Consider the following 12,913-nt stretch of genomic DNA (forward strand, 5'->3'; position numbering starts at 1 on the left):
CGGAGGAACCACCACTGCTGCCACCGGTCGATCCGCCGGAGGAACCACCACTGCTGCCACCGGTCGACCCGCCCGAACTCGGGCCACCGATGACACCACCGACCAGACCACCGATCAGACCGCCATCGGCGCCGCCGGAGGAGCCGCCCGATGAACCTCCGGAGCTGGAGCCGCCAGAGTTGGAGCCGCCAGAGTCGGAGCCGCCTGACGTGTCGCCGGAGGAGCCGCCGTTGTTGCCGCCGGTTGACCCGCCAGAGCTGGAACCCCCGGGGTTGGAGCCGCCCGACGCGTCTCCGGACGAACCGCCAGTGTTGCCGCCCGATGAACCGCCCGATGAACCTCCGGAAGAACCGCCACTGCTGCCACCGGAGGCACCACCGGAGCTCGTGGCTCCGTCAGAGCCACCGCTGTTGCCCCCCGTCGAGCCGCCCGAGCTGGACCCGCCCGAGCTGGACCCACCGTCGGCGCCGCCACTGCTCCCGCCAGTGTCGCCACCAGTCGAGCCACCAGAGCCTGAACCCCCGGAGCCTGAACCCCCGGAGCCTGAACCCCCGGAAGTGGAGCCGCCCGAATCACTTCCACCGGAATCTGTCCCGCCGGAGCTCGTCCCGCCCGAACTCGTACCCCCCTCAGTGCCCCCGCTGTCGCCGCCGGTCGAACCATTCGAACTGGTCCCGCCGTTGTCCCCGCCGCCGTTGTCTCCGCCGCCGGTGCTCCCCGTGCCGCCGGTGCCCCCGGTGTCTCCACCGGTCGCACCGCCCGTTCCGCCGCCACCTGGCCCGCCGCCGCCCGTCCCGCACGACGAGTCGGTGATGTTGCAGACCGCGGTCTCGAGCCCTTCGGTGATGCGACGCGATATCCCACCGGTCACCAAGGCCAGAATGATCAATGCGACGAGCACGAGGAGTCCCACGTACTCCACAGCCGTCTGTCCCCGGTCGCGTCTCCAGAAGAGCATCGGCGAGAGGGATAACCGAGAGAGCGCCTCACGAAGGTCCCGTGTCCGCGCCGGCACCCCGAACCACCTGCGGCTCTGGGCCTGGGTGAGGAACGTCAGGATCAGGACCGGTAACAGCAGTTGGCTGAGGCCCCGGTACGACCCGGCGGCGAGGTTGAACAGGCTGCCGGCGATCAGCCACACCTGTACGGCGACCAGACCGCCCCAGACACGCCTGCCGCCTCTGGGCATATGCCACACGAGCACCCAGGCCAGGACACCCGGCGCGGCAGCGTACAGTGCAAGACCGAACAGTCCGGGAGTCATCAACTGGGTGGCGAAGGCGGAGCCGATCACCCCGAGTCCGCCGACGACCGTGAACGCGAACAACGCGTGCAGCAGAATACGCGCGGCCTTGAGCGAGGGCGGCAGTGTGCGGCGATCGCCCGTGTACGGCGTGGGCCTACCGCTGTAGGTGACGCCGGAATGCGTGCGGAGACCGAGCCCCGACAAGCTCCTCACTCAACCTCTCCCGTCTGCGCTTGAATTGACCAGCGCCCACACAAACAGAGCGTCGGGAAGAGCCCCGTCGAAACCAGGCATCAGGTCCGCCGGACTGTTCCCGCACGTTTGTGCGTCCCCCGAGAGCAATCACCCACGCTAGGTCCGTACCTGGGCCCAGAGACAGGGTCCACGGGCCTACCGCGGACCCAAGGTCCTCGGCGGGGACCGCGCCTCACCCGACCACGACCTTTCAGTACAGAAGACCTGTCGAACGCGCGCCGTGCCCGGATCACGCGCCGGCTCGCAGGTCTGCCGCACGCCACTGACTACGCCGCGTGCGGCAGACCCGGAAACCGTTGCGGTCCGGCGTTACAGCTCCTTGATGCGGATGTTCCGGTACGAGATCACGTCGGTCGTTCCGTGGACCTGGAGTCCGATGTATCCCTGCGCGTACCGCCGCCCGTCCGTACCCGGGTCGTCGGCGCGCGGCGGGACGAAGTCCTGGCCGCCGGTGTTGTCGAACTCGTTGATCAGGACACCGTTGCGGTGGACCGAGTAGTGCTGGCCGACCACGCGGATCTCGTAGTCGTTCCAGGTGCCCTTCGGAGTGACCCCGGCGCCGCCGAGGCCCACGCGGTCGAAGCCGTAGATCGACCCCGTCTTGTACATGTCGCCGTCGGGCCGGTCCAGTACCTGCACTTCATGGCCGTACTTGATCGCGACCCACTCGGGGCGCGGCTCCTCCGGGTTGTCGTGGACGTACGGGAAGCGCACGAACACACCGCTGTTCGCGTTCCCCGTTCCCGGGGCGTCGTCGCGCCACTGCAGCTTCAGCGAAAAGTCGCCGTACTGCCGCTGCGGGAACCACAGCATGCCCAGGCCGCCCTTGGTGGTGCCGCTGGTCATCGAGCCGTCGGTGTTCAGTCCGAACGAACCCCCGCCCACGTGCTGCCACTTGGCGAACGAGGCGGCCGTGCCGTCGAACAGATCGCGGTAGCCGCTGGTCTGGCCCGGTTTGCCGATGCCGGACTCCTTCGCCGCCCGGTAGATCTTCTTGTGTTCGCGCTGGTCGATGACGCCGTCCGCGAGCAGGTTGTCCAGCACCTTGTCGACGTGCTTGAGGAACAGCGCGTGGGACGTCCAGTCCTTCTCGTCCTCGATCAGCTCGTTGATGGTGCAGCGGGAGCGGGTGATCCGGTTCGGGACGCCCGTGTCGACCGTGCCGACGATGACGGTCAGGCGCTCGTCGAACTCCGGGCAGTCGGGCGCCGGCACGCCACCGCTCTCCGCGACGGTGAAGGACACCTTCTGCGCCTCCGACGTGTTGCCGGCCTTGTCGGTCGCCCGGTGCTGCACGGTGTGGAAGCCGACCCGGTCGACGATCACCGGCGTGGTGTAGGCGAGGTACGGACCGCCGTCGAGCGAGTACTCCACCTTGTCCACACCGGAGTCCGCGTCGCTCGCGGTCACCGTCACCGTGGCGCTCGTGATGAACGCGCCGTCCGAGTTCTTGGTCCCCGTCACGGTCGCCGAGGTCTCCGGCGGTGTCTTGTCCTGCGTCGGCGGGGAGACGACCGTGAAGTCGACAGCCTTCTCGGCAGCCGCGTTGCCGGCCTTGTCGGTGGCCCGGTAGCGGACCTTGTGGGTGCCCACCTCATGGACCATCACGGGCGCCGAGTACGGCTGCCAGGCGCCGTCCGCCCCGAGCGCGTACTCGATGGTGTTGACGCCGGAACCGGTGTCCGAGGCGGTGACGGTGACCGTCGCCATCCCCAGATACTGGCCCTGTTCGTTCTTCTCGCCGGTCACGGTCGCCGAGGTCTCCGGCGGTGTCCTGTCGTCCGTCGGCGGGGAGACGACCGTGAAGTCGACAGCCTTCTCGGCAGCCGCGTTGCCGGCCTTGTCGGTGGCCCGGTAGCGGACCTTGTGGGTGCCCACCTCATGGACCATCACGGGCGCCGAGTAGGGCTGCCAGTGGCCGTCCGCCCCGACCGCGTACTCGACCTTGTCCACGCCCGAGCCGGCGTCGGTCGCCGACACGGTCACCGTGGCATGACCGATGTATGCGCCGTCGGCGTTCTTCTCGCCCTCCACCTTCGCCGAGGTCTCCGGCGCGGTGGTGTCCTCGCCGCCGCCCTCGGTCACGGTGAGGATGCCCTGCATCTGCCCGTGGCCGGGAATCGTGCAGTGGAAGCGGTAGCGGCCCGGTGTGAGCGTGACCTCCACCGAATGCTTTCCGCCCTGGTCGTCATTGGGGTTCGCCAGGATGTTCAGCGGGACGTCGTTGTTGTACTCGGGGTCGGAGACGTCGAAGGTCAGCGTGTGCGGCATCCCGGTGGTGTTGCCGGTCGCCGTGCTGTTCTCGAAGACGATCGTCGTCGGCCCCGCCACCGCGGTGGTGGGGAAGGACGCATAGCGGTCGATGGCGTCGCCCGCGGTCCAGGTGAGGACCTGGGCCGCGGCCACGTCGGCCTCCCTCTCGCCCGCCCGCCCGTACGCGACGGTCGAGGTCAGCCCCAGGACCAACGCCAGCGCCCCGAGCAGCGCGGTCCACAGACGGAGTTGCCGGTGCGGTACGTGTCTCACTGGACGGCCGCCTTCCTCGCGAGCTGATCGGCGGCCGGGGTCGGCCCGCCGCCCTTGTACGTCACGCGCCACAGCGCGGACTTGGAATCGGAGGTGAAGAAGCCGCGCCCGTAGTCGAGGACGTACAACGAGCCGTCCGGTGCGAACTTCCAGTCCATGAGGTTGCGGATGCCGGTCGTCCCGGTCGGGACGATCTTCTTCAGGGACTCGGCGTGGACCGGGATCCCGCCCTTGCCGATGGTCTTCGGGTCGGTCAGCACCGCGTGACGCGGCTGGTCGCCGTCGTAGAAGTCACCGACGAACCACTTCCCGTCCCAGTACGACGGCCACTTCACCGCGGAGTCACTCGCCGCGTCGAAGCGGTACACCGGGCCGTTCATCGTCGCCTGGCCGCCGCCCTTGAGCCACGGCAGCAGCAGCTTCTGCTCCTCCACCTTGTAGCTCGGGATGCCGGCGGCGTCGCGCGGGTAGTCCGGGCCGCCGCCCTGCGGCGAGTACCAGATGGTGTTGGCGGTGATCGGCGGCAGCTTCACCAGGCCGTCGTTGTTGGGCGACTCGTTCTTCGGCGCGTCGCAGTCGTACCAGCCGAGCGGCTTGCTCGGATCGGGCAGATTGCGGTCCCGGTAGGGCTGCTTGTTGCCCATGCAGTACGGCCAGCCGTGGTTGCCCGCCTTGGTGATGGCGGCGAAGGTGTCGTACTTGGCCGGGCCCCAGGTGGTCGACGGCGAACCGGCGTCCGGGCCGACCCAGCCCGCGTACAGAATGTCGGTGCTCCTGTCGACGAAGATGCGTGCCGGGTTGCGGACCCCCATCACATAGATCTCGCCGCGCGTCCTGCCACCGCCCTCGTCGGGCTCCTTGCCGGTGAAGAGGTTGCCCTCGGGGAGGGTGTAGGTGCCGTCGTCCTCGGGGTGGATACGGAGGATCTTGCCGTTGAGGTTGTTGGTGTTGCCGGCGGTGCGGCGCGCGTCCGCGAACGAGACGCCCTTGAAGTTCGGCTCCGGGTTGTTGCCCGAGTAACCGGAGCTGAATCCGGAGGAGTTGTTGTCACCGGTCGCGATGTACAGATTGCCCTTGGAGTCCCAGGACATCCCACCGCCGGCGTGGCAGCAGCTGTGGATCTGCACCGGCCACTTCAGCAGCACCTTCTCGCTCGCCAGGTCCAGCTTGTTGGTGGCGAGGTCGAGGGTGAAGCGGGAGACGTACCGCTCGGCCATGTGCGTGTCGCGGTTGATCCGCGAGTGCGGTGTGTAGTGCAGGTACACCCAGCCGTTGGTCATGAAGTCCGGGTCGAGCTCGACGCCGAGGAGCCCCTCCTCGTTCTTGGTGAGTTCGTCGCCGCCGCCCTTGTTGCCGAAGACCGTGAGCGCGCCTGCGAGCGTCACCTGCTTCGTCTTCGGGTCGTAGACGTGGATCTCGCCCTTGCCCTTGCCGATGTCGGGGTTGTTCCAGTCGGTCACCACCGGCTGGGAGGAGTCGGCGCCGCCCCGCCCGATGTAGAGCATCCGCCCGTCGGGGGCCGCGACCAGGCCGTGCGGCTCGCCGATCTGGTCGTTCCGGCCGGGCTGGTTGGGCTGGGTGACGCGCTCCGCCGTGTAGTTGGCGGTGATGGTGGCCTTGCAGTCGGCGCGGGAGGTCCGCGAGGTCCATGCCAGCGCGCCGCGCAGATGGTCGCGGAAGTCGGTCTCGGCGTACGAGTCGACCGTGCCGCCCATTCCGGTGTAGAAGGACCGGCCGCCGTCGTAGTCACGGCACCAGGAGACGGGATGGTCCCAGCCGTTCGCGCCCTGGCCGGGCTGGTACGAGCTCTCCTTGAGCCGGGCGACCGTGTGGACGGAACCGGACGGGTTCACCGCCCAGTTGAACCACTTGTCGGGCCGCTTCCAGTTCAGCGGGAGGCTCTTGGTGGCGGGGTGCTGACGGTCGCCGACCTCGACGACCGCACGCTGCACGGTGGCGGGCGAGGTGGTGGGCCGGGCGCCGACGAGACCCGTGAACCAGTCCGAGTACGGCTCGGTGCGGGCCGCGTCATGGATGCCGACGAAGCCGCCGCCCGCCTCCATGTACGCCTCCAGTCCCGCCTCCTGCTCCGGGTCCAGCACGTCCCCGCCGCCGGTCAGAAAGACCACGGCGTTGTACCTCCCGAGCCGCTTGGCGTTGGTGAAGACGGAGGCGTCGTCGGTGGCCTCGGTACGGAAGCGGGCCGCGGCCGGTCCGGTCAGGCCGATCTGCTCGATCGCCGCGATACCGGCGTCGACGGTCGCCGACTCGTCGGTGGCCGAGGCATGGAAGACGAGCACCCGTACGTTCGCACCGCCCGGCGGTGAGGGCAGAGACAACGTTGTCGGCGCGTTCGGCGTGGTCGGCGTGTTCGCCGACGTGCTTGTCGGCGGATCCGGAGCGGGCCGGGCCGCCGCCGTCCCGCCGAGCAGGGACACGGCCAGCGATCCGGCCAGCAGTGCCGCCGCCGTCCCGCGCCGGGATCTCGACCGGTGATGTGGTGCACGGTGCATGTGGTCACCCACCCCTCATTGGTCACAGCAACAGCGGTGAAGCTAGACCCCTTTTGGCGAGTCGCCAATAGGTATGGCTGCGATCGGACGAACTTTGTCCTGGGTGTGGAGAAACGGAGCTCACCCGGTTACCGTGTGCCCGGCTCAACCCAATTTCCCGACGGCACTGGGGAGTTCGCATGGACAGACGGAGCTTCAACCGGCGTCTGCTGGCGGGAGGCGCGGTCGCGGCGACCGGTGTGACATCGTTGTCTCCTGTCGCTGTCCCGGCCGCCACCTCCGCCGACGCCACACCGGAGACTGCCCCGGCCGGAGGTCGGATACGCCATCTCAAGCTGTACGCGGAGAAACTGCCGGACGGTCAGATGGGGTACGGCCTGGAGAAGGGCAAGGCCACTGTGCCCGGGCCGATGATCGAGCTGATCGAAGGCGACACCCTGCATATCGAGTTCGAGAACACGATGGATGTGGCGGCCAGTCTCCATGTGCACGGTGTGGACTACGACATCGCCAGCGACGGCACGAGGATGAACAAGAGCCATGTCGAGCCCGGTGGCACACGTACGTACACCTGGCGCACCCATGCCCCCGGGAGCCGCAAGGACGGGACCTGGCGGCCGGGCAGCGCGGGCTACTGGCACTACCACGACCATGTCGTGGGCACGGACCACGGGACGGGCGGCATCCGCAAGGGCCTGTACGGCCCGGTGGTGGTGAGGAGGAAGGGCGACATCCTCCCGGACAAGCAGTTCACGATCGTGTTCAACGACATGACGATCAACAACAAGCCGCCGCATCAGAGCCCGAACTTCCAGGCCACGGTGGGCGACCGGGTCGAGATCGTCATGATTACTCACGGCGAGTATTACCACACGTTCCATATCCACGGTCACCGTTGGGCGGACAACAGGACCGGACTGCTCACGGGCCCGGACGACCCGTCACGCGTCATCGACAACAAGATCACAGGTCCGGCCGACTCCTTCGGCCTGCAGGTCATCGCGGGCGAGCACGTGGGCGCGGGTGCGTGGATGTACCACTGCCATGTGCAGAGCCATTCGGACATGGGAATGGCCGGGCTGTTCCTGGTGGCGAAGCCGGACGGGACGATTCCGGGGTACGAGCCGCATCATCCGGCCGCGCAGGACGCGAAGTCGTCGGACTCCTCCGGACATCACGCCCACTGACGGCGCAGGCGGTCCGCGAAGGAGCGGGCGGGTGGCTGGTCCGGGAGGACGCCCGGGTCCGTGGCCACGGCGCGCAGCAGGCGCAGAACACCGTGCGCCGCCCGGTCGTAGGCCGAGGAGTCGTCGTGCAGCACCGACTGCGCGTTCGCCGCCTCCAGCAACGCGATGATCTCGAAGGCGAGCTGCGGTACGTCCACCTCCGCGACGAGCCCGCCCGCCTTCCGCGCCGCGTCCAGCGTCCGCTGCACATAGGCCACCCAGTCCTTGCGGGCCTTCGCGATCGCGTCGTGGAGCGGGCCGCTGCGGGCGTCGAACTCCGCCGAGACGCCACAGAAGAAACACCCGCCGTCGAACACCCGGTCCGCCGAATAGGCCAGCCAGTTCCTGCAGAGCGCCCACACCCGGCCCGGCCCCGGCGGCAGCGCGCGCACCGGGGCGACGACACGGCCGACGTACACGGCGACCGCCGCCCGTACCGTCGCCAGCTGCAGTTCCTCCTTCGAACCGAACAGGGCGAAGACACCGCTCTTGCTGAGGTTCAGCTCGGTGGCGATCCGGCCGAGGGAGAGCCCCGCCAGCCCTTCCACCGACGCGATGTTCATGGTGCGGCCCAGCACCAGCCGCCGCGTCCGGTTGCCGCGCTCGACGCGTCCGTCCGTCCGTGTGCCGCTGCCCGTCGCATCCGCCACAGTGCCGAACGTACGGCCGTGCGGACATTCCCGCACGCCGTGCCGGACGGCTTCAGCGGCCGTAGTGCGCCCGGCACAGCTCGACGAGGGACGGATCCGCGACCCCGTCCGACGACGCGCACACATCGCTCATGCCGTGGTGCGATCGTGGACGGGGCGGGTGTACGGCGGGACGCGGCTTGTGCGTCCGTGGCGGCCGGACGTGATCCGCAGGAGCCGAGTCCCGTTGCTCCTTCCGGGGACGCTGCCTCGGCGCCGACGGCGGATCCACGCGGTCCGGCCGCGCACGCTTCTTCCTCTCTTCCCGCTTCCCATGCGGGCCCTGCTTCTGCGGCTGCGGTGAGTTCTCCGGTCCGGTCGTGGCGAGTTCCCCATGTGCCGGCGGCGGGACCCGCTGCTCCTGGCCGACCGATGACGGCGACCGGTCCGCTGCCGGGGCACGGCCCGGTGTCGGAGGTTCCGGCGACGCGGCGGGCACGGAGACACAGCCGGTCGTGGCGAGGAGTACGGCAAGGGTGAGAGGCCTGATCCGGTGGCGCATCCGCCCACCCTGCCGCAGTGCGCAGGTGCCTCAGGGCCGTAACGCGGCCGGACCACCGTGACGAGTGATCACACGGGACGTGGGACGACGCCGGGCATGACCTCGGTGCGCGCGGCACTGCGTGCGGCGGGCACGGATCGGTAGGAGACTCGTGGGACAGGGCGAGTCACGACGAGGCCCGACGAGGCCGACGAGGCACGACGGCGGGGACCGCACCGCGGCCCGCCCACGAAGGAGCGACGCGCCATGCTCACCACCCGCTATCTCACAGGTTCCCCGAACTGGCTCGACCTCGGTACCCCCGACATCGAGGGCGCCGGCACCTTCTACGGCGGTCTCTTCGGCTGGACCTTCCACTCGATGGGGCCCGACGCCGGCGGTTACGGGATGTTCCAGCTCGACGGTAAGACCGCGGCCGGCGGCATGACCGTGACCTCGGAGCAGGGCGCGTCCGCGTGGACCCTCTACTTCCAGTCCACCAGCGCCGACGACACGGCCAAGCGGGTGAGGGACGGCGGCGGAGCCGTCGTGTCCGAACCCATGGACGTATGGGACCTGGGCCGCATGGCGATCTTCTCCGACCCGGCCGGCGTCGGCTTCGCGACCTGGCAGCCGGGCACGAACAAGGGCCTGGACGTGGTGAACCAGACGGGCGCGCTGTGCTGGGCCGAGCTCTACACCCCGGACACGGACGCGGCTCTGGCCTTCTACCGGTCCGTCTTCGGCTGGGACGATTTCGGAGTACCGATCCCGGGCGGCGACACGTACACGACCGTCAACCCGGCGGGCGCGGGAGCGGACGCGATGTTCGCGGGCCTCGTCCCCCTGGAAGTCGATCCGGTGGAGGCGGCGGACGGACCGTACTGGCTCCCGTACTTCGAGGTCACCGACACGGATGCGACCGCGGCCCGGGCGAAGAAGCTCGGCGGGCACGTCCGGACGGAGCCGATGGACCTGGAGGACGTCGGCCGCATCGCGAAACTCGCGGACCCGTACGGGGCACGCTTCGCGGTGATCAAGAGCGCGCCGCGGTCCTAGGTCCTGACCGGGGCAGGTCCGGGGCGGATCGACAGGGCCGGGCAGGGGCAGGCGGGTCCGGTCGGGTCGTTGAGCTTTCATTGACATGGTGTTTATCGACACCGGGCACGGTGTCCACCATGCCGATCAACACCACTGTCCCCAGTACCACCGACCACGAACTCGCCTGGCAGGAAACGGCCCTGTGCGCCCAGGCCGGCCCCGAGTTCTTCTTCCCGGCCCCTGGCTCCTCCACACGCGAAGCGAAGCAGCTGTGCGGCGCGTGCGAAGGGCGGGTGGCGTGCCTGGAGTACGCGCTCGCGAATGACGAGCGGTTCGGTGTGTGGGGCGGACTGTCGGAGAAGGAGCGGGGCAGGCTGCGGCGCTCCGAGATCCAGCAACGCGGGTAGCGGCCGAACTGCTCCGCGCACATACCGCTCTCGAGCGGCAGGAAACCGGGATGCTGATGCCGCACGCCCACCACTAGGATCACCTGCGCATGGAGCAGAGGCACGCGCTGACGGACGAGGAGCTGGCCGCTTTCGGCCGCACGGTGGAGAGGCTGAGGCGGGCGCCGCTGGACGATCCCACCCGCGCGCGGGCCGAAGAACTCGCCGCCTCCTTCGCCCGGGAGAGCCGGAACAAGCGCCGCAAGGCCCGTCAGCGGACGCGTTCCGAGGCCGATGCCGCGCTCGGCGCCGCTACCGCGACCGGTGCGCTCGACCGTCGCGAGGACACCGCTCTGGAGCTCCGGCAGGGGAGCCCGGGGGAGTACCTGAAGCCCCGTCATTGCTATGTCTGCAAGTCGCTCTATCGACAGGCTGATGCGTTCTACCACCGGCTCTGCCCGGACTGCGCCCGTGACAACGCTGCCCGGCGCGCCCTGAGCACCGACCTGTCCGGCCGCCGTGCGCTGCTCACCGGCGGCCGGGTGAAGATAGGCTTCCAGCTGGCGCTCATGATGCTCCGCGACGGGGCCGACGTCCTCGTCACGAGTCGCTTCCCGCAGGACACCCTGCGGCGGTTCCGCGCGGCGAAGGGCAGCGAGGAGTGGATCGAGCGGCTGACCGTGGTCGCGATCGATCTGCGCGACCCGCGCCAGGTGCTCGGCCTGTGCGACCGGCTGCGTGCGGACGGCGAACCTCTCGACATACTCGTCAACAACGCCGCGCAGACGATCCGGAGGCCGCCCGAGTCGTATGCCCTGCTGGCCGCGGCCGAGGAGGGCGCGCGTCCGCCGGGTGTGCTCGCCGCACCGGGGTACGCGCCGATGTCCGCGACCGGCCGGCGGCCCGGTTCGCTCGACCTCGTGCTCCCCGGTGCGGACGAGGCAGGGCTGCTGCCCGACGTCTCGGCGGCCAACTCCTGGTCGGCGCGCATCGGTGAGCTCGACCCGGCCGAGCTGCTGGAGGTGCAGCTCGTCAATGCCGTCGCGCCAGCGCTGCTCTGCGACCGGCTGCTGCCGCTGCTGCTCGCGTCGCCACGCCCGCGCCGCTACATCGTCAACGTGTCGGCGGTCGAGGGCCGGTTCGCCGTGCGCAACAAGACCGGCGGACATCCGCACACCAATATGGCGAAGGCCGCGCTGAACATGCTGACCCGTACCAGCGCCCGGGAACTCGCCGCGCAGGGTGTGCACATGTGCAGTGTGGACACGGGCTGGATCACCGACGAGAACCCCGCCCCCCGCAAGGCACGGATCGCCGCAGCGGGTACCCGTACGCCGCTGGACATCGTGGACGGCGCGGCGCGCGTGTACGACCCGATCGTGCGGGGCGAGGCGGGTGCACCGGTGGCCGGTGTCTTCCTCAAGGACTACCGGGTGGCCGACTGGTGACCGACGGCCCGACGCCGGGCCGGCCGTCCGTCGGACGCCGTTCCGTTCCGTCGGGTCGCTGTCCCGTTCCGTCGGGAGGCCGTCCCGACGATCCCGTCAGGACGCCGGGATACGGAACGTCTCCCCGTACGTCTGCCACACCAGCGGCGTCGCCAGATCCATGTTCCCGTTCCGCAGGAACACCCGCTGTGCGGTGTCGATGCGCGAGGTGTCGCGCTGGGTCTTGGTGAACTTGGCCTTCGTGACGGAACGGCCCTGGTCGAGGAAGGCGTTCAGGTACGCCTTCTCGTCACCGCCCTCGGCGGCTGTCCTCGCCTGCCGCATGGCCGCCTCGCGGATCCCGTAGAAGCCGTGTTCGTCCAGGCCGGGGCCGTGCAGCACCATCGCGTCGTAGTAGATGAACTGGCCGAGCGTGCCGAGGCCGTCCATCTTCGCGAGCCGTACGGCCGGGTCGAAGTAGATCCGGTCGCGTGCCGTGTCCTGGGCCTGGCGGAAGGCGGGCTTCCGTGCCTCCGCCACCCAGGCTTCCGTGAAGCCGGGGTCCAGACCGTCATGGGCGTCGGTGCCGTCGACCTGCTTCAGCGCGGGGAGATAACGGGCGAGGCCGTTGTCCGGGTGTGCGGCGGTGTACGCCTCGACGAGCTGGAGCATGTCGTTGGTGCCGGAGCAGAAGCCGACGATTCCGGCGGTGTAGCCGTTGCCGTCGCCGAGGTCCTCGATCGTGTCGTACTGGCCGCGCCAGTCCAGCGTCGAGTACTCGGCGCTGGCCACGAGCCGAGCGGCGATCTCCTTCTTGGCGGGGTCGGCGAGGCCGGGCGGCAGCTTGGCGATCCGGGCGTCCAGTGCCTGCTGCTCCGACGCCGTGCCGGCCTTCAGAGGGTTCGGCGCGGCGCCGGGCGCCTGCTGAGTCGTCTCCGGCGGCCGGTCGGCGAGCGGGATGTCGTCCTCGCCGCCGACGCCGAGGACCAGGGACACGGCGACGGCGACCGGGGCGCCGATGAGGACGATGCGGGTCACAGGCTTCACGCGGCACAGGGTACGGCGCGCCTCACCCCGCCTTGGACGGGGCTCCCCCTGCCCGACGCATCAAGCGCCGGACGGG

8 protein-coding genes are annotated in these 12,913 nt (G+C 69.7%); 4 read left to right on the forward strand and 4 right to left on the reverse strand.

Features of this window, described 5'->3' with window-relative positions; translation table 11 throughout:
- Window positions 1-1,810: 1,810 nt before the first annotated feature.
- Both ACZ6ZQ_RS01710 and ACZ6ZQ_RS01715 read right to left on the reverse strand, forming a co-directional pair.
- Complete coding sequence (locus ACZ6ZQ_RS01710) at window positions 1,811-4,027, reverse strand: OmpL47-type beta-barrel domain-containing protein (protein ID WP_469766547.1); 2,217 nt, start codon at window positions 4,025-4,027, stop codon at window positions 1,811-1,813.
- Window positions 4,024-6,540, reverse strand: a complete 2,517-nt coding sequence (locus tag ACZ6ZQ_RS01715) for a ThuA domain-containing protein (RefSeq protein ID WP_469766548.1) — start codon at window positions 6,538-6,540, stop codon at window positions 4,024-4,026. The genes ACZ6ZQ_RS01710 and ACZ6ZQ_RS01715 overlap by 4 nt, the downstream gene beginning before the upstream one ends.
- A gap of 179 nt (window positions 6,541-6,719) precedes the next feature.
- Here ACZ6ZQ_RS01715 and ACZ6ZQ_RS01720 point away from each other — a divergent pair, with 179 nt between their 5' ends.
- Window positions 6,720-7,727 carry a multicopper oxidase domain-containing protein gene (locus ACZ6ZQ_RS01720; RefSeq protein ID WP_469766549.1) on the forward strand — a complete coding sequence of 336 codons (1,008 nt, stop codon included), beginning with the start codon at window positions 6,720-6,722 and terminating at the stop codon, window positions 7,725-7,727.
- Here the strand turns inward: ACZ6ZQ_RS01720 and ACZ6ZQ_RS01725 are convergent.
- Window positions 7,715-8,416: a TetR/AcrR family transcriptional regulator gene (locus ACZ6ZQ_RS01725; protein ID WP_469766550.1), complete on the reverse strand. Its 702-nt coding sequence runs from the start codon at window positions 8,414-8,416 to the stop codon at window positions 7,715-7,717. The genes ACZ6ZQ_RS01720 and ACZ6ZQ_RS01725 overlap by 13 nt on opposite strands.
- Before the next feature lie 787 nt (window positions 8,417-9,203).
- Here ACZ6ZQ_RS01725 and ACZ6ZQ_RS01730 point away from each other — a divergent pair.
- The 3 genes from ACZ6ZQ_RS01730 (at window position 9,204) to ACZ6ZQ_RS01740 (ending at window position 11,811) form a co-directional block, all read left to right on the forward strand.
- Complete coding sequence (locus ACZ6ZQ_RS01730; RefSeq protein WP_469766551.1) at window positions 9,204-9,995, forward strand: VOC family protein; 792 nt, start codon at window positions 9,204-9,206, stop codon at window positions 9,993-9,995.
- A gap of 119 nt (window positions 9,996-10,114) precedes the next feature.
- A complete protein-coding gene (locus tag ACZ6ZQ_RS01735) occupies window positions 10,115-10,384 on the forward strand; it encodes a WhiB family transcriptional regulator (protein WP_469766552.1) in 270 nt (89 codons plus the stop codon).
- Window positions 10,385-10,473: 89 nt separating this feature from the next.
- Complete coding sequence (locus tag ACZ6ZQ_RS01740) at window positions 10,474-11,811, forward strand: SDR family NAD(P)-dependent oxidoreductase (RefSeq protein WP_469766553.1); 1,338 nt, start codon at window positions 10,474-10,476, stop codon at window positions 11,809-11,811.
- 96 nt (window positions 11,812-11,907) lie between these two features.
- On the opposite strand, the gene ACZ6ZQ_RS01745 is transcribed toward ACZ6ZQ_RS01740, so the two are convergent.
- Window positions 11,908-12,828, reverse strand: coding sequence for a chitosanase (locus tag ACZ6ZQ_RS01745; protein ID WP_469766808.1), 921 nt, complete (start codon window positions 12,826-12,828; stop codon window positions 11,908-11,910).
- Between the last annotated feature and the right edge of the window lie 85 nt (window positions 12,829-12,913).

It is taken from the genome of Streptomyces sp. NPDC053673 (genome assembly GCF_055585225.1).

Coding starts and splice junctions, on each gene's coding strand:
- ACZ6ZQ_RS01735 (WP_469766552.1), top strand. CDS start 10,115: ATGCCGATCAACACCACTGTCCCCAGTACCACCGACCACGAACTCGCC.
- ACZ6ZQ_RS01740 (WP_469766553.1), top strand. CDS start 10,474: ATGGAGCAGAGGCACGCGCTGACGGACGAGGAGCTGGCCGCTTTCGGC.
- ACZ6ZQ_RS01730 (WP_469766551.1), top strand. CDS start 9,204: ATGCTCACCACCCGCTATCTCACAGGTTCCCCGAACTGGCTCGACCTC.
- ACZ6ZQ_RS01715 (WP_469766548.1), bottom strand. CDS start 6,540: ATGCACCGTGCACCACATCACCGGTCGAGATCCCGGCGCGGGACGGCG.
- ACZ6ZQ_RS01720 (WP_469766549.1), top strand. CDS start 6,720: ATGGACAGACGGAGCTTCAACCGGCGTCTGCTGGCGGGAGGCGCGGTC.